The sequence below is a fragment of the Thermococcus onnurineus NA1 genome (genome assembly GCF_000018365.1).
GTDB lineage: Archaea > Methanobacteriota_B > Thermococci > Thermococcales > Thermococcaceae > Thermococcus > Thermococcus onnurineus.
Genome location: NC_011529.1, coordinates 1,817,390 through 1,833,690, shown reverse-complemented (window position 1 = coordinate 1,833,690; position 16,301 = coordinate 1,817,390). Strand labels below are relative to the sequence as shown.

Annotated in this window: 20 protein-coding genes; 12 read left to right on the top strand and 8 right to left on the bottom strand. The window is 50.7% G+C overall.

Annotation, left to right across the window (positions count from 1 at the left end; translation table 11 throughout):
• Positions 1-18: 18 nt before the first annotated feature.
• Genes TON_RS09975 through TON_RS09965 form a run of 3 tightly spaced genes read left to right on the top strand, consistent with a single transcriptional unit; the run spans position 19 to position 2,264 of the window.
• A complete protein-coding gene (locus TON_RS09975) occupies positions 19-1,083 on the top strand; it encodes an OB-fold nucleic acid binding domain-containing protein (RefSeq protein WP_012572917.1) in 1,065 nt (354 codons plus the stop codon).
• Positions 1,084-1,461, top strand: coding sequence for a replication factor A complex, RPA14 subunit (locus tag TON_RS09970; RefSeq protein ID WP_012572916.1), 378 nt, complete (start codon positions 1,084-1,086; stop codon positions 1,459-1,461). It abuts the gene before it with no gap.
• Positions 1,458-2,264, top strand: coding sequence for an OB-fold nucleic acid binding domain-containing protein (locus tag TON_RS09965; protein WP_012572915.1), 807 nt, complete (start codon positions 1,458-1,460; stop codon positions 2,262-2,264). The genes TON_RS09970 and TON_RS09965 overlap by 4 nt, the downstream gene beginning before the upstream one ends.
• A gap of 44 nt (positions 2,265-2,308) precedes the next feature.
• On the opposite strand, the gene TON_RS09960 is transcribed toward TON_RS09965, so the two are convergent.
• Genes TON_RS09960 through TON_RS09950 form a run of 3 tightly spaced genes read right to left on the bottom strand, consistent with a single transcriptional unit; the run spans position 2,309 to position 4,645 of the window.
• Entirely contained in the window at positions 2,309-2,689 is a 381-nt protein-coding gene (locus TON_RS09960; RefSeq protein WP_012572914.1) for a hypothetical protein, read from the bottom strand.
• A gap of 13 nt (positions 2,690-2,702) precedes the next feature.
• Positions 2,703-3,533 (bottom strand): geranylgeranylglycerol-phosphate geranylgeranyltransferase, encoded by an 831-nt coding sequence (locus TON_RS09955; RefSeq protein ID WP_012572913.1) that lies wholly within the window; start codon positions 3,531-3,533, stop codon positions 2,703-2,705.
• A gap of 44 nt (positions 3,534-3,577) precedes the next feature.
• Positions 3,578-4,645: a Clp1/GlmU family protein gene (locus TON_RS09950; protein ID WP_012572912.1), complete on the bottom strand. Its 1,068-nt coding sequence runs from the start codon at positions 4,643-4,645 to the stop codon at positions 3,578-3,580.
• 163 nt (positions 4,646-4,808) lie between these two features.
• On the opposite strand from TON_RS09950, the gene TON_RS09945 reads away from it, so the two are divergent.
• Positions 4,809-5,273 (top strand): Lrp/AsnC family transcriptional regulator, encoded by a 465-nt coding sequence (locus TON_RS09945; protein WP_012572911.1) that lies wholly within the window; start codon positions 4,809-4,811, stop codon positions 5,271-5,273.
• Here TON_RS09945 and engB read toward each other — a convergent pair.
• Positions 5,220-5,831 carry a GTP-binding protein EngB gene (gene engB / locus TON_RS09940; RefSeq protein ID WP_012572910.1) on the bottom strand — a complete coding sequence of 204 codons (612 nt, stop codon included), beginning with the start codon at positions 5,829-5,831 and terminating at the stop codon, positions 5,220-5,222. The genes TON_RS09945 and engB overlap by 54 nt on opposite strands.
• Positions 5,832-5,924: 93 nt before the next feature.
• On the opposite strand from engB, the gene TON_RS09935 reads away from it, so the two are divergent.
• The gene (locus TON_RS09935; protein ID WP_012572909.1) at positions 5,925-6,587 is read left to right on the top strand and encodes a GAS domain-containing protein; all 663 of its coding nucleotides are present in this window, start codon (positions 5,925-5,927) and stop codon (positions 6,585-6,587) included.
• Here TON_RS09935 and TON_RS09930 read toward each other — a convergent pair.
• On the bottom strand, positions 6,584-6,754 hold the full coding sequence (locus TON_RS09930) for a preprotein translocase subunit Sec61beta (RefSeq protein ID WP_012572908.1): 171 nt from the start codon (positions 6,752-6,754) through the stop codon (positions 6,584-6,586). The two genes, TON_RS09935 and TON_RS09930, sit on opposite strands and share 4 nt — an antisense overlap.
• A 144-nt stretch (positions 6,755-6,898) precedes the next feature.
• Between TON_RS09930 and TON_RS09925 the strand changes: the two genes are divergently transcribed.
• The 7 genes from TON_RS09925 (at position 6,899) to TON_RS10810 (ending at position 12,968) form a co-directional block, all read left to right on the top strand.
• A complete protein-coding gene (locus tag TON_RS09925; protein ID WP_012572907.1) occupies positions 6,899-7,276 on the top strand; it encodes a 30S ribosomal protein S6e in 378 nt (125 codons plus the stop codon).
• Between the two features lie 119 nt (positions 7,277-7,395).
• Positions 7,396-8,628, top strand: coding sequence for a translation initiation factor IF-2 subunit gamma (gene eif2g, locus TON_RS09920; RefSeq protein WP_012572906.1), 1,233 nt, complete (start codon positions 7,396-7,398; stop codon positions 8,626-8,628).
• A 28-nt stretch (positions 8,629-8,656) separates the two neighbouring features.
• Complete coding sequence (locus TON_RS09915; RefSeq protein WP_012572905.1) at positions 8,657-9,067, top strand: PIN domain-containing protein; 411 nt, start codon at positions 8,657-8,659, stop codon at positions 9,065-9,067.
• Positions 9,068-9,169: 102 nt separating this feature from the next.
• Positions 9,170-9,940, top strand: coding sequence for an HD domain-containing protein (locus TON_RS09910; protein ID WP_012572904.1), 771 nt, complete (start codon positions 9,170-9,172; stop codon positions 9,938-9,940).
• A 21-nt stretch (positions 9,941-9,961) separates the two neighbouring features.
• A complete protein-coding gene (locus TON_RS09905; protein WP_012572903.1) occupies positions 9,962-10,624 on the top strand; it encodes a DUF434 domain-containing protein in 663 nt (220 codons plus the stop codon).
• Between the two features lie 620 nt (positions 10,625-11,244).
• Positions 11,245-11,883, top strand: coding sequence for a DUF432 domain-containing protein (locus TON_RS09900; protein ID WP_012572902.1), 639 nt, complete (start codon positions 11,245-11,247; stop codon positions 11,881-11,883).
• 2 nt (positions 11,884-11,885) lie between these two features.
• Positions 11,886-12,968 (top strand): mechanosensitive ion channel family protein, encoded by a 1,083-nt coding sequence (locus TON_RS10810; protein WP_012572901.1) that lies wholly within the window; start codon positions 11,886-11,888, stop codon positions 12,966-12,968.
• On the opposite strand, the gene TON_RS09890 is transcribed toward TON_RS10810, so the two are convergent.
• The 3 genes from TON_RS09890 to TON_RS09880 all read right to left on the bottom strand — a co-directional run bounded on the left by TON_RS09890 (position 12,965) and on the right by TON_RS09880 (position 16,239).
• Complete coding sequence (locus TON_RS09890) at positions 12,965-14,293, bottom strand: RsmB/NOP family class I SAM-dependent RNA methyltransferase (protein ID WP_012572900.1); 1,329 nt, start codon at positions 14,291-14,293, stop codon at positions 12,965-12,967. The genes TON_RS10810 and TON_RS09890 overlap by 4 nt on opposite strands.
• Before the next feature lie 57 nt (positions 14,294-14,350).
• The gene (locus TON_RS09885; protein ID WP_012572899.1) at positions 14,351-15,148 is read right to left on the bottom strand and encodes a HEAT repeat domain-containing protein; all 798 of its coding nucleotides are present in this window, start codon (positions 15,146-15,148) and stop codon (positions 14,351-14,353) included.
• A gap of 119 nt (positions 15,149-15,267) precedes the next feature.
• Positions 15,268-16,239 carry a hypothetical protein gene (locus TON_RS09880; RefSeq protein ID WP_238516409.1) on the bottom strand — a complete coding sequence of 324 codons (972 nt, stop codon included), beginning with the start codon at positions 16,237-16,239 and terminating at the stop codon, positions 15,268-15,270.
• Positions 16,240-16,301: the final 62 nt, after the last annotated feature.

The following is a 16,301-nucleotide window of genomic DNA, read 5'->3' as shown; positions in this document are numbered from 1 at the left end:
ACCATTAAGGTGAGTGTTATGGTAGTGCTGACAAAGGAGCAGATCATCGAGATGATCGAGAGGCAGAAGGGCCTCTCGAGGAATGAAATTGAGGAGAGGATAGCGGAGATAGCATCCCGCGAGGGTATTTCCGAGCACGCGGCAGCTTTAATGCTCGCGGAGGAACTGGGCGTTAACCTGGAGGGCAAGGAGGAACTTCTCCACATAGCGGACCTTGTCCCCGGAATGGCCAACGTCAACATAGTCGCGAGGATACTGAGGAAGTACCCGCCGAGGGAGTACCAGAAGAGGGACGGCTCAACCGGCCAGGTTGCAAACGTGATAATCTACGACTCAACCGGAAAGACAAGGCTCGTTCTCTGGGACGCTCAGGTGGCAAAGTACTACAACGAGCTGAACCCGGGCGACATCATCAAGATCATCGATCCGAGCGTTAGAGAGGGAAGGAGCGGAGTTGAGCTCCACGCCAACTTCAGGACAAGGATAATACTCAATCCGGAAGACCCGCGTGTCGAGGAGATACCACCGCTGGAGGAAGTGAGAAGCTACAACTACAGAAGAACAAAGATAGGCGAGCTCATGGGCGGCGAGCGCTTTGTTGAGGTCAGGGGAACGATAGCGAGGCTTTACAGGGTTACCGTTTACGACGCCTGCCCTGAGTGCAGGAGGAAAGTTGATTACGAGCCGGCAACAGATACGTGGATATGCCCCGAGCACGGCGAGATCCAGCCGATAAAGATAACCATCATCGACTTTGGCCTCGACGACTCAACTGGTTACATAAGGACGACGCTCTTCGGCGACGATGCGGCCGAGCTTCTCGGAAAAGACCCAGAGGAGATAGCAGAAAAGCTCAGGGAGCTGGTGGAGGACGGACTGACCCTCAAGGAAGCCAGCAGAAAGCTCGCGGAGGAGGAGTACTACTACCTGCTCGGAAGGGAAATAGTCGTCAGGGGCAACGTCGTGGACGACAAGTTCCTTGGGCTAATCCTCAAGGCCTTTGGCTGGGACGAGGTGGACTACAAGAGAGAGATAAGCCGCGTCAGGGCCGAGCTGAAGGAGGTCACTAAGGAGGTGCTGTGAATGGAGGAGGTCAGGTACAGGCGGCGCAAGCCCGCCGTCGAGAGGAAGATAGGCGAGATAAGGGAAGACGACACGAGAGTTGCGCTTATAGGCAAGGCTTTCAAGGTTGACAAGATGGACTACACCTTCTGGCTCGACGACGGAACCGGGGTCATACTCATCGAGAGCGAGGAGAACGTCCTCCCCCAGAACGGCCAGACCGTTAGGGTCGTCGGCAGGGTCATCAGGAACGAAGAAGGCATTCACATCTATGGCGAGGTTATACAGGACTTCAGCGAGGCAGATTTGGAAGCGCTGGAGGAGATTAGGGAGCTTGAGAGGAAGGTTCTCCCCAGGGTGGAGAGCGTCATCGAGTTCTTTGGAGGTGAGGAGCTATGAAAAAGCGCCTCCCAGCGAGCAGGGTCTACATCAAGGACATCATCGACGGCTACTACGTTAAGAGTGAAGGGGACTTCGAGCCCAACTACCTTATAACGAAGGACGCGAGAAAGGTCTACCGCGTCAAGGTCGTCGCCACCGTCGTTCGCGAGCCGGTTATAAGTGACGACGAGACCTATGGAAAGCTCCAGATCGACGACGGAACCGGAACCATATGGGTGCTCGGCTTTAGAGACGACACGAGGTTCATCAGGCTCGTCAAGAAGGGCGACCTCGTCCAGATAATTGGCAAGGTTGCCGAATGGCGCGATGACAAGCAGATACTTGTCGAGGGTATCTCCAAAGTCAATCCCAACATGTGGATACTCCACCGCTTTGAGACGCTGAAGGAGAAGGTCGAACACGCCAAGAAGGCTCAGATAGCATTCGAGATTTACGATAAGTACGGTATCACTGCGAAGGCCAAGGTTATAGCCAAGAATAAGGGCGTTAGCGAGGACCTACTGCTGACAATTGACGAGCTCTACACGATAATGCTCGAGCACAGGAACCTCGAGGAGGAGCTCTTCGAAGAGGAAGTTCCTGAAGTCGAGGAAAAGACTGAGGAGAACCCAGAGCTCGAAAAGGCTAAGAAGGCCGTCCTTGATCTGTTGAAGGAGAAGCAAAAGGCACTGTCCCACAAGTTCATCATCAAGAAGCTCTCGAAGGAGTTCGACGAGGAGCTCATCGAGGAGGCCATAACACAGCTTCTGGCCGAAGGAGAAATCTACGAACCGGAGATAGGCTACTACGAGCCGCTGTGAGCTCTTTCTCTTTTAATCCCCTCGAAAAATAGAAAAAGCAGAAGTCAATACTGCTCCCTCATCGTCCTTATGACAGGGTCATGAATGAGAGTCGAGGTTATGCTGTCCACCATGCGGAAGAACTCGTCGCGGCCCTTGATGAGATCCATGTTCTCAATCCTTATCAGCTTGCATTTGCCTCCGAGTATCCACTTGCCAAGCACTATCTTCTCCTTTCCGTCTTTTTTCGCGTCTATTCTGACTAAACCATAGGGAATGTCAGCCGTCCACCAGTTGGCCTTAAACGTTATCCTCCAGCCAGCATCTTCAAGTGCCTCTACGAGCTTCTCCAGGGTCTTTCCCGGACCATGAGGGGTTTTGAATGTGATGACTGTCCAGAGCTCTTCCCCCTCAAGGCTTCTTATGAGCTCATCTTTAAACTCCATTAATCTCACCTCCTCAAACTATCGCTGCTATAAGGAAAGCCATAACCGCCAGGAAAATGCTCATCTTGAGCAGCTTCTGTGATTTATGTGCAACCTCCCTGTCCTGGTTCCTCAGGATCAGGTAGGCCGCGTAGAGTATGAGTAAATCAACAGGGACCATCGCGTAGTAGCCGACGCCAACACTTGCCTTGACAGGAAGGAACGAAGCGATGACCGTCAGCAGCGCAAAGAGGACCCCAACGTAGGCCGCTCTCTTCTTCCCCCAGATTATGGGTAGTGTTTTAGCGCCTTTGGCCATATCGCCCTCCACATCCTCAATGTCCTTAATAACCTCTCTGGCAACGTTAACGAGAAAGGCACAGATCGCTAAATAGCCGGCCAGCCCGAGGTGTTCAACAGCGACCGCACCGTAGAGCGGAGTTGCACCGGTAAGGCCGGCAACGACAATGTTTCCGACGAACGGAAGGGGCTTGAGCTTCCAGGCGTAGATGAACATCGTGACGTAGGCTATCACCCCAAGGATGAAGGCGTAGATGTTTATCATGTATGCCAGGGCAAGACCAACCGCAAAGAGGAGCATCGAGTAGTAGAGTGCAACCTTCCTGCCCATTGCCCCCCTTGGCAGGGGCCTTTCGGGGCGGTTGATTTTATCTATCTCATAGTCGAAGTAATCGTTTATCGTGTTTCCTCCGGCGCAGCCCACAGTGACCACTAAGAAGATAAGCAGGGCCGTTTTTGGATCGGGGAAGTGACCAAGGGCCACTATCGAGCCCAGAAGGCCCACTATCCCGGCAAGGATACAGTTATGAGGCCGGGTTATCTCAATGAACGCCTTGAGCTCCATTAGGGCCACCTAATTCGATTAGGTTATTGACTTAAAAATCTTTGCTAGAGCTCCTCCCTTCTCAACAGGCCAAGCTCTTCGCCGCTTTCGAGCACCCTTATGCGCCCAAAACGAAGCTCGACTGCTCTCTCGAGTTCTTCTAAAGATATGGGCGTCAGGACCTGGGCATTCATCTCGCTGAAGTTTATCCACTTCAGTATCCCAACGCCGAGGCAGAGACCGTCTTTATCGATGAAACCAACCAGCAAGTTGCTCAGCTTTTCGAAGTCAACAGCGTGAATAACGAACTTGCTGTAGTGCCTTGGAACGCTCTCGATATCAGCCTTGACGACGGTGTAACGCTCGCTTTTCCAGCCAGACAGAACGAGCCACTTGAAGAGGGACGATAGAAGTTCCTTTTCCTCGGCCGTTAACGGTCTGCCTCTGAAGAGTTCCGTTCCGGTTGGAACGACATTATTCAAATCAACATTAATCAGACCAGCACTTGAGAAGTAAGCCCCCCACTTCTCCCGTCTTATTTCCCTGCGCTCCTCCCTCGAGTGTTCCCTCGCTCTGCCGCTCACTGAGAGGCTCAGGACTTCACCGTAGGGAGAGAGTAGCCGTTTTATGTGAGAGAGCTCGTTCTCCCTCTCAAGGAAAACTATCAGTTCAGGTCTCACGAGTTCGGCTTTGAGGCGCTTCATCTCTACGCCCGGACCGGTGACGAAGCCGGTAGTATCTACCAAAACGACATCCGCATCCTGAACGGCAATATCAACCAATCTCTTGACACCAACTGCCATCTCACCTGTATACTGGCTGGGAGAAGTGGTCCCAATGAAGTAGTGAGCACGAGCCTTTAAATTGCTGATCGAGTCAAAGGGACCTTCAGGGAAAGCTAAGCTCACCGTTGCTGGGGGGAGAACTCCCTTCTGGCCGACATCGCTGTCGATTATCGCAACTCTGAGACCCATTTCAATGAGACCGTTCGCAAGGAACGTCAGGAGGGTCGTCTTTCCGCTGTCGGTTCCGCCGATGAGCATTACCCTAATGGGTCTCTCTGACTGGGCTATCTTGTCAAGGAGTTCAAACCTGTCGGGGGGAACGTCCTCAGTATAGCCTGCTTTGTTCATGTGAGTTGATTAGAGCTGGGAATTAAAAAGCTAACTTTGAGAAAAACTTATAAGTGTGGTCGGGGGCTATCAGTGTGAAGGCCAGAAAAATTTGACATTGACCTTGAAAATAGTTGGTTTAATACAAGGTGCAAATGCTAACCTTGCAAAGGAGGTTTTAAAAATGGAAGAAAAACCCACTCTCACCCCAAGACAGATTAGGTTGCTCAGGAAGTTCTACGAGGAAGGAAAGACCATAGAGGTTCATACCGTTGAGAAGACCCAAGACGAGCTCGCCGAGGAACTCGGAATAACCAGACAGGCCTTAAGCAATCATCTCAAAGTTCTCAAGGAGCTTGGCTATATAAGAACCGGTAGGGGCTTTATCGACCTTACCGACAAGGCCCTCGACCTCCTCGGCGAGAAGAAGGGGGATGTTTTCGTCTTTGTGAGGATAGAGCCAACCAAGAGAAAGCACGTCTACGAACAGATAAAGAGGCTCAAGATAAAGAAGATATACCGCGTCACCGGCGACATCGACCTCATCATCGAGGCAGACAAGACCCGGCTCGACGAGATTCTCGAGGAAATAGCCTCACTCGACGGCGTCAAGGAGACCATTACCCACATCGTCCTTGAAGTCCTCTGAGGGCTTCCTGCCCTCCCTTAGCTTCTTCTCTATTAGCATTCTAAGCTCGTCGAGGTTCTTTCCGAACTTAGCTGAGATTGGCACGAAAATCTCGTTTATCTCGCTATAGGGAACTCCAAACTTCTCGGCGAGCCTCGTTATGGTCCCCTGGACGTTCTTCACCTTGTCTATCTTGTTCACCGCCACTATCGTCGGTATCTTCAGCTCCCGCAGGAACTGGAAGAACTCTACGTCTATCGGAATCTCACCGCGCTTCTCCCAGCGCTCTATTATCTCCAGCACACTCTTGCCATCTATGACGAGGATTGCCAGGTCTATCTCATCGGCGTTGTTCTCTATGAAGTGCACTATCTCATCTTTAATCTTCTCCTGCTTTTCCTTCGGCAGACCGCTCATAAAGCCGAAGCCAGGCATGTCGACGACCTTTCGGTTCCTCCAGCTAACCTCCACAGGCTTTCTCGTAACTCCTGGCCTCTTGCCCCTCCTGACCCACTTTCCAGTAAGACGGAAGATGAGCGTGCTTTTTCCAACGTTCGACCGTCCCACAAAGATTATCATGGCTCTCACCGAAGGGAGTTGAAGTTTTTTCACCTTATAAGGCTTGGCGGAAAAGTTAAGTAGGCCGAGCGATAAATAATCGCGGTGGTGTTTATGGTAGAGGGCAGTGAAGCTAAAGCCAACCAGCTCATCAACAAGTTTGTGATATCCCTCACGGAGGGAAAGATACTCGGGTTTGTGACGGACATCAACGTCGAGGTTGAGGGCGACCAGTTCTACTTCATCCTGAAGATGAAGCTCGTGGAGAACCTTGGAAAGGGTGAACACCCAGGAATGTTCTCCAACGAGAAGAAGATGAAAATAAGGCCAAGCGATATAGTCAACGTTGGTCCAGACGTTATAATCCTCGGAAACGGTAAGGTGCCCCCACTAAGAGAGATAGAGAGGCTCACCCAGATAGCCGAGGAGTACAACGCCCTGGTTAGGGAGCTCGAGACCAAGGAGAGGCTCATAGAAAAGCTCAAGGAGGAGAACTACTCACTTACCAAGCAGCTGGATGAGCTTCAGAGAGAGCTTAGAAAGCTCCATGTCATGAAAGAGGACTTCGAACACCTCAAAGAGCAACTGGTCAGACAGGAAGGCCAGCTCGAAATGGCCAAGGACTACATAAGGCTCCTCGAAGGTCTCAGGCACGACATAGACAAAATAAAGGACGATGTTGACAAGCTCATCCAGAGTCAGCTTGAAGAAATCGTCAGGACAATAATAAACGAAGAGCTGAACGCAAGGGGATTAAAGAAAACGAGCTTCATTTAGCCAAAGATCTGAGGCCCAAAGGCGTGGAGAAGTATCTCAAGGGCAACGAGTATCAGCGTGAGGGCTATAACGCCCCTTGGGCTTATCTTCACTGCCTTGGTGTCCTCATCAAAGAACCTCATGAGACCCGCACCGGTCGGAGGAAGTGTGGCCTTTTCCTTTGCCATCTCTCTCACCTCTTAAGATGGCTACCACCAGAGAGGTATAAAAAAGTTTTGATAGGGGAAACTTTTTAAAAGGTAATCCACAGCCCATGGTGGATAAGGGGTTTCCCCAATGAATCCCGCTAATGACATAGGAGGTGGGAGGAAATGGCGACCTTTAAGCTTGTCATATCGAACCCGAAGAACGGGATAGCCAGGCAGGTCGAGATAAGCGGCGAAGAGGCAGAGAAGCTCATCGGAAAGAGGATCGGAGAGGAGATCTCCGCCAAGGAGCTTGGCCTCAACCTCACCGAGATATTCGGCGAGGAGATTCCAGCCGATACCAAGCTCAAGATAACCGGCGGAACCGACAAGGATGGCTTCCCCATGAGGCCCGATGTCCATGGTCCGAGGAGGGTCAAGATCCTCGTCTCTAGGGGGCCGGGTTTCAGGCCTAAGGAGAAGGGTGAGAGGAGGAAGAAGACCGTTAGGGGCAACACCATCAGCCCCGAGATCGTCCAGATCAACATGAAGCTCGTCTTCTGAGCTTCCTCCTTTCCCCAACTTACTGCTTTTCTGCTTGCCTTGGAGTATGTCCTTCGAGTTCTTCCCCTGAGGTAACCTTAATAAATGCCCAAACTCTCTAAATTTAGGGGTGAGAGAAGATGGCAAAGAAGAAGGAGTTTAGACAGGCCGAGGTTAACATCGGAATGGTTGGTCACGTTGATCACGGTAAAACGACACTCACGAAGGCCCTGACCGGAATCTGGACTGACACCCACAGCGAGGAGCTAAGGAGAGGAATCACCATCAAGATAGGCTTCGCCGATGCAGAGATAAGGAAGTGCCCGAGCTGCGGCAGATACTCAACTTCACCGATATGTCCTTACTGCGGCCATGAAACCGAATTTGAGAGGAGAGTCTCCTTCATCGATGCTCCCGGTCACGAGGCATTGATGACAACAATGCTCGCTGGAGCTTCCCTCATGGACGGTGCCGTTCTCGTCATAGCGGCCAACGAGGGTGTAATGCCCCAGACCAGGGAGCATCTCATGGCCCTTCAGATAGTCGGCAATAAGAACATCGTCATAGCCCTCAACAAGATCGAGCTTGTCGACAGGGAGAAGGTCATTGAGAGGTATCAGGAGATAAAGGAGTTCGTCAAAGGCACCGTCGCCGAGAACGCCCCAATAATTCCGATTTCAGCCCTGCATGGAGCCAACGTTGACGTTCTCTTAGCTGCAATAGAGGAGTTCATCCCAACACCTGAGCATGATCCGAACAAGCCGCCCAAGATGCTCGTTCTGAGGAGTTTTGACGTTAACAAGCCAGGAACCAAGCCGGAAAAGCTCGTCGGCGGAGTCATCGGCGGTTCGATAGTCCAGGGCAAGCTCAAAGTCGGCGACGAGATAGAGATCCGCCCGGGCGTTCCCTACGAGGAGCACGGCAGGATCAAGTACGAGCCGATAACCACCGAGATAGTGTCCCTTCAGGCAGGAGGAAGGTTCGTCGAGGAGGCATATCCAGGTGGGCTCGTCGGCGTCGGCACCAAGCTCGATCCGTACCTCACCAAGGGCGACCTCATGGCCGGAAACGTCGTAGGAAAACCTGGCCAGCTTCCGCCGGTGTGGGACGAGCTCAGGCTTGAGGTTCATCTCCTCGAGAGGGTTGTGGGAACCGAGGAGGAGCTCAAGGTCGAGCCGATCAAAAGGAGGGAAGTCCTGCTCCTCAACGTTGGAACGGCAAGAACGATGGGTCTCGTCACCGGACTCGGCAAGGACGAGATCGAGCTCAAGCTCCAGATACCCATCTGCGCCGAGGTCGGCGACAGGGTTGCCATCAGCAGGCAGGTCGGCAGCAGGTGGCGCCTCATAGGCTACGGCTTCATCAGGGAGTGACCCTCTCTTTTCTCATTTGGTGGTCTCCATGCACCGCGAATGGCTCGTTATTCCCGATACCAACTTTCTCCTCGTCCCGGGACAGTTCGGCGTCGACATAATATCCGAGCTGAACAGGGTTCTCGATGTGAAGTTCAGGATTGTAATTCCAAACGTTGTCCTTCAGGAACTGGACGTCATCGAAAGAAAGTCCCGCGGGAAAGATCTGATGGCCATCAGAATGGCGAAGAAGCTGGCTGAAAGGTTCGAGACCGTGGATATAGGCTGGTTTGGGGAGAGGCCAATAGACGACCAGATTTTTGACTTCGCCCTGAATAACGAGCGTGTTGTGGTCTGCACCAACGATAAGGGGCTGAAAAAGAGGCTCCGCGCGAAGGGCATTCCGGTCGTGTACCTCCGCTCCAAGAAGATTCTGGAGCTTGAAGGAATGCTGGAGTGAGCTATTTTCTGTCCAAGCCCAACAACCATTCAAAGAGTTCTTTTCGCCTGGGCGTTCAAAACCCTTAAAACTTCCTTTTCTCCATGCATTTGGGTGGGAAATATGTACACCGAAGAGGATCTTTTGAGAGAGATTAGGGAACTAATGGAGGACGACGAACTCTACCAGATGTACGAGAGGGCCTTCAGGGAACACATCTACTACTTCGAGACGACCAACTACATAGTGCTGAATATCTACCAGTTCAACGACCACGGACCGATCCACGTTCTCCTCACAACGAGACGGGCCCTGGAGCTACTGAAAATTATCAAAAAGTTTGGAATTGAGACCACAGCGGAGAAGCTCGGCAAGCCTTTCCGCTGGAGCAAGTTCATCGTTGCTTTTGGAGCGCTCTTCCACGACGTCGGCAACATGATACACAGAATAAACCACTACGAGTTCAGTGCCCTGCTTACGGAGCCAATAATAGACAAGCTCGCCAGGGAGTTTGAAACGGATGATTGGCTTCTCCTCAAAGCGCTCACGCTGAACGCCATCTACACGCACGATGAGCACGTGCCGTGCACAACCATTGAGGGGAGCCTCGTCACCATAGCGGACGGCTGCGATATGGAAGCCGGAAGGAGCAGGCTCGTCCACAAGAAGGACCGCGTTGACATACACGCCGTCTCAGCCCTGGCAATAGAGAAGGTCGAAATAAGGGAAGGAAACGAGGAGCAGCCGATACTCATTGAGATATGGATGAAGCACCTCGCAGGAGTCTTCCAAGTGGACGAAATTCTCACCAAGAAGGTCAAAAGCTCAGTACTGAGCGGAAAGGTTAGGATAAGAATTTACGTCGGCGAAGAGATAATGGAGAAGGTTATTTAACCTTCCCTCCCAACCTTCTCCATGCTTCGAGATGCCTACATTGATCTCAAATATCTGCTCAACAGGGGCTACCGGAAAAGCTATGCATTAGAATTCGTTGCCAACCACTACAGGCTTACGAAAAAAGAGCGGCATCTTCTGGCCAGATGCGTCTTTTCTGATGGATGGATCAGGGAAGTTGAGGGAAAGCTCCTAAAACCCGAAGAACTTGTCGGGAAGGTTCTGGCGGTAGACGGTTTCAACGTCCTCATAACCCTCGAATCTCTCCTCGATGGGAAAGCAATACTCTGCGAGGACGGCTTGATAAGGGACCTGAAGTACCAGGGGAGGTATAGAATCAACGAGAGGACCGGTGATTTGCTTACTAAAATCGCGATGGCCCTGAAGGAACTGGGGATTAAGAAGACGGTCTTCTTTTACGGGAAGAACGTGCCGGGAAGCGGAGAGGTCAAGAGGCTGACCGAGGAGAAGCTGAAGGAATTTGATATTCCTGGGGAAGTAAAACTGGTTAAAAGCCCAGATTTTGAGCTCAAGGCCTTTGAGGTGGTTGCCACCGCGGATGTGGGGATAATCGTCAGAGTTCCCCACGTCTTTGACCTCGCTGGATACGTCGGCGAGAAGCTCGGAAAGGGAGCGAGGCCATTCGTTGAGTTTATGGGGAAAATGTGTTCAGAGGAGGTTTAACACTTAGATTTATTTTCTTCGAACAGTTACAGGCTCACTTGAAACTTTTGAAAACCTTTACTAACCACTTTACGCCGGAGAGGGACGCTGTGGACATCTGAATGAAGTATGGTAATCAGGAATTCGAGTTCTACAACCCCGAAGCGGTCGGCAACATGAGGGGGTAACTTCGTACCAGGAAGGAGACATCGATATGATCTCAAACATACCTAATCTGGAGATTATCCATATGAGCTGGTTCGGCTTCTGCAACTTCAGCTTCTGGGCTGTGCTGGAGGGTGAAAACCTCTACAAGACAGGATAGCTGGAGAATACCGGGCCGACAGTACAACTACGAGAGAGCCGGATGGAACGATTGCACTTGGAGGCAAAAACTTCAAAATATCAACGGTCAGGTAGACGTACACTTTTGGCGACGTCACCGGACAGGGGGAGGCTGTTCCAACGGCCAACCTGTCAGTACCCATTGAGGCCAGGGGAGTCTCCATCGAACAGGCGGTGCCAACGTTTTCACCCACTTCAAATCGAGGACATCGGTTTTGAGAAGGTCCAAGGCTTTTTTGCTTTTCAGTTTTCCACTTTCAGGCAAACTTTAAATCTTTCAAAACCTATTTTCTTTCATGTTCGGAGAGCACGAGCTCAGAACGAAGTTCATCAAAATCCTCAACAAGAAGATACACCTCCTCGAAAGGGCCGATGACAGCGTGCTTTACACTCGGGATGATGTTCGAGTTCTCATAAAGAAGGGCGATGGCGCCCTCAAGGTACTCCCGGCCCCAGCTGAGGGCTATGGCGTCAAGTTCCTCATGATAAGGTTCTCACCAAGGATAGCCGTTCCCCCCAGGAAAAGACTGACCGGATACCTCTCCGCCCCCGTGGACATTGAAGTCAAGAGCGGAAACGCCACGATAGACCGCTTTGTTGTAGGAAGGGAGAAATACGCCCTCTATGGTGAGAATAACATCGGAGTGATAGCGCGCTATCACGTGAGTGAGTTCCACGATAAAATTCCCGACGAGCTAGGAATCATGAAGCTCGTGATAAACAACCCCACTGACGAATGGAAGCTCGTGGAAAGGATAACCGTCCCGATAAGGAACAGTGTTATGTTCTACTCCAGCGAAAAGGCCTACTATCCCCTCGTGATACTGACGACGAAAGAGCCCTACGAGGTCAATAACACCGGCAACCCGCCCGATGGGACGCTCAAGGCCACCCATAAAGCAGAACCTCTACCGAACTTCAAGATGAGGTGGTGACGATGGCTAACGTGACGGGCAACACGACCACAAATTCACCGAGAGGCGTGGGAAGTCTGATACCTATTGAGATAAGTCTCTGGACGGGCATTGAGGCGATTCTCATCGTAATAGGCATGATAATTCTCGGGAGAATTCTGAGAAAGCTCATAATTCGAAAGTCAAAGGAAACCACTCTCACCTGGATAATCAACGAGGACACCGCTGATATAGTGTTCCGCATGTTCGTGCTCGGAGGCATGATATGGGCGCTCTACGTGATAGGCGTGATGAACTACCAGATAGGATCCACCAGCGTTGGAAACATCGCCTTCGCGGTCGGCTTCTTCTACTTTGCATACCTCATCGCCAAAAAATCCAAGGACTACCTCATAATGAGCGCGGGCAAGAAACCTTCCTCCGACGTTCAGGTAAAGGCGAAGATATTCTACTACACTTTCATCACCATAGCTTTCTTTCTGGCTCTCAGCTTTGCCGGAATAAGTGCTGAGCTGAGCGCCCTTCTGGCAGCGGCAGGAATAACTGGTATCATCCTCGGTTTCTCGGCACAAACCGTCGTTGCAAACTTCATCTCAGGAATCTTCATGTACTTCGACAAGCCACTCAACATAGGTGACCAAGTGAAAATAGGTGAACTCGAGGGCATTGTCGAGGACATAAGGATACTTTCAACGAGAATTCGCGCCTGGGACGGAACGCTCATCAGGATTCCGAACGAGAAGCTCTTCAACAGCAATATCATCAACCTTCAGAGATATCCGGCGAGAAGGGTAGAGATTGAGATCGGCATAGCCTACAGTGCCGATACTGAGAAGGCTATCGAGGTTATAAAAAAGACTCTCAATGAGATGCCCCTCGTTTTAGCCGAGCCAGGGCCGGTCGTGTTCGTAAAGGAACTTGGGGACAGCGCGGTGGTGCTTTCAATCAGAGCCTGGGCGCCGAGCGAGAGATGGTTCGACGTCAGGACTGAGGCCGTATCCAGAATCAAGAAGGCTCTGGACGAGGCGGGAATAGAGATACCGTTCCCGCAGAGAGTGAACTGGTTCGCCAACGAGCTGAGAGTAAAGGTAGATAAGGAGTCCTAATCCCCTTTCTTTTCTATCAGCGCGTAGAAGAAGCCTATCGTCCTATGCCTGTGAGGCCACGCCCTCATCGTTCCGGACAGAAATCCTCCATCGTAAGGGCCGTTTAGTGGTATCAGTTCAGCATCCTCATGCCTCGTCAGGAACCACTCCACAACCCCCTCGTTTTCTTCTGGCAGCATCGAGCAAGTTGAATAAAGCAGCCTCCCTCCGGGCTTCAAAAGCTTCCAGGCACTCTCAATGAGCTCTTTCTGAAGCTGAACGACCTTTGGAATATTCTTCTCGCGCAGGCGCCATCGGAGCTCTGGATTTTTGACTATAGTCCCGTCGCTCGTGCACGGTGCATCAAGAAGGACTCTATCAGCTATCTTCTCCCCGAGGATTTCTGGGGCTTTTCTGCCGTCGGCCTTTATAGTCTCGGCTATCTCAACTCCAGCTCTCCTGAGAACTTCTTTCATGCGTTTTATCCTCGCCGAGTCAATGTCGAAAGCGTAGATTTTGCCAGTATTGTTCATCAGCTCTGCCATGTGTGCGGTCTTTCCACCCGGGGCGGCAGCCAGATCAACGACGGTTTCGCCGGGTTCTGGAGCCAAAACTAGTGAGGCAACCGCCGCCGCTTCCTCCTGGGGAATTGTCCAGCCCTTGTTGAAGAGCCACTCAGGGTTGAAGGAGTCGAGGATTCTCAAAACTGTTCCAACGCGCTCACTCCTCTCAAAGCGGACATTTTTGCTTTTTAGATAATCCTCGACCTCGTCAACGCTCGTCTTCAGCAGGTTAACCCTCATGCTCATAGGCAGGGTCTCGTTGAGGGCCTTGAGAAGCTCCTCCGCCTCGTCTCCAATGAGTTCTTTCATTCTTTTTATGAACCACTCGGGAAAAAGGTAGTCCCACTTCAGGCGCTTCTCTTCGGTATCGAGCTTTGGAACGTACTCAAGAATCCTCGGGAGAAGGTCGTAGTAGTAATAGCCCACAAAGGGGTGCGTTTTCTTCGATAGAAACTGGGCGAGCCCCTTAAGATGTTGCCTCGTTCTCTCGCTTGGATCCCTAAAGATCGCCACCTCAATGGCAACCCTCAGCGTAGCCCTCAGCCAGGGGTCAAGGATGAGTGGAGAAACGCCAATTAGTTCTTCTATTATCTCATCTATCAAACCAAGTCTACGCTGAATGGAGTAGAATATACCCGTTAGCTTAGAATTTTCCCAGCCTTCAATCTTATACTTGGCGAAGGCCTTTCTCTTAGCCTGCTGACTCGGCTTAAGCTCCTCACCAAGCTTAACAGCTTCAATGATAGCATAGAGCTGCCTGTCACTCAGCTTAAGCTTTCCCACTTCAACCCCTCATTGGGTGTTTCTGGTTGAGGTTTTAAAGTCTGCGAACAACTGGAGTCAAGTGGAAATCACAGAATCAATCAGATCAGAAACCTTTTTGGCCTTCAGTCGTATTATGGGTGCTCCTTCCCGGTAAACCAAACCATCCACAATCCGGGAAATCTTCAAGAGTTCGATTTTCACGTTTTCTAGAAGAGGAAAACTCAAAGCTTTTTCAAGCACGTCCAAAGCTAGTTCCACAATAAACTCGTTGTCGTTCTGGAGAAGAGAAGGAATCTCATCAAGTATAAGTGTCAAATGGCCACTATCAGCGGACGAATTCAGCATGTTGAGGAACAGACAAAACCCCGCCACCTTTGTGTAGAGATCAGGGGAAACCACAAGTTCGTTTATGTATGTCCTCACCAATTTCGAATCTTCTAAGGGCTGTAACTTTGAAAGGACATCGATGGTCTCTATCCTCATCATGTCGTCCGGGCTTTCTAACAAGCTAACCAGAGTCTTCGCCGCCTTCAGAAACGTTTTTGATCCCATGGGGACGTCTTTAACTAGATATCCCAGGGCACGAAGGGCCTTGATAGTAACCTTTTCGTTCTCTTGGGATAGTGCATTGATAAACACATCCAAGTGTCTTTCCAGAACCATCATCCTAAGATCACTGTCGGCCCTTTTGAGAATCTCACCTAAAGCTACGAAAGCTCTAAGGCGTGTGGTTTCATCATCTTCTCCTGCAAGCTCCAGAATCAGAAAAAGTGCCCGCTTATCCTCTAAGGCTAGACTAACTGCGTCCAATATCTGCCACGAAAGCACTAACTCCCTAAGCTCAGTCTTTGATATGGGGTTATTCTCGGACATTATATTATAGAGTTTGAATCTTTACATATATTGATTTCGCTTTCCGAATTTCAAAGTAACTTCAAGGTTCATTTAACTGATCCGTAAGAGAATACATAGAAGTTACGACCTATCCTGGACTACGGCATCTCATCAAATCTCTGTCCCGGCACGCTGAATGATCCCACACCACTGCTCGTCCCGAGCAGTAGCGAAGAGTCCCCCACGACCAAGGAAAGTATCATAGCCTCTTCAACAAAGCCCTCACTAAGGAACTTCCTAACGGCGTTCCGTGCCTCAATGGGCCTAGAGCGGTAGTAATTGTAGAGTGCACCTTCCAACAGACTCATGACTTTCCTAGCTTTTGCGCGCAGGACTAGAGTATCTGCACCCTTTGTAAGCTTCTTGAGGGCAGGAAGAATATTCCCAAGGATCCTTTCCATAGGAAGGACAATGGGAAGCTTTAGCATATTGGCCGCAGCATCAAGACCAACCTCCACAAGGAGGGGATCCTCGCTCCTCAGGAGCTCAGAGATTCCGCTGACTATGGGATCCCAGTTCTCCTCTGAGAACCCTCCTAAGGCCAGGAGCAACCGAATACCCAGAGCCTTTTCACGAAGATTAAACGAAGTGAGAAGGGAGTTAATCCTAGACAGCACTCCATCGATGGGATACGCCGTAGAAATCTTTTCTGTGAGTTCCACTGCTTCGAGCCACGAAAGACCGTCGTTATCAGAACCTAGCGAAACAAGTGCATCCACAAGCTTAGATAGCTGATTTTTCGTTAGGGGATTTCCCTCAAGCAGACGTTTTAAAACTCTAAGAGCTCTCACTTTCAGCCGTTCATCTTCTTCCCGGAGGGTACCAACTATTGCATCGAAGCCATTCCTCAGTATTAAGGACTTTGTCTTTTTGTCGGCCCCCTTGAGAATCTCTTCCAGAGCGGATAGAGCTCGTATCTTTGTGATACTGTCTTCCTCGCTTAGGAGTTCAATGAGAGTCAAGAGAACCCCTTCACTATCTTGAGACAACTTTACTACATCTCTCATCTGCCAAGAAAGTATTAACTCCCTAATTTTATCAACGGAAACCCCCGTCATTATAGCCACCATTACCGATTATAGCAACTGCTATTAGTTGGAGGTTATCCAATATATTTTTTTCGCTCACCAGT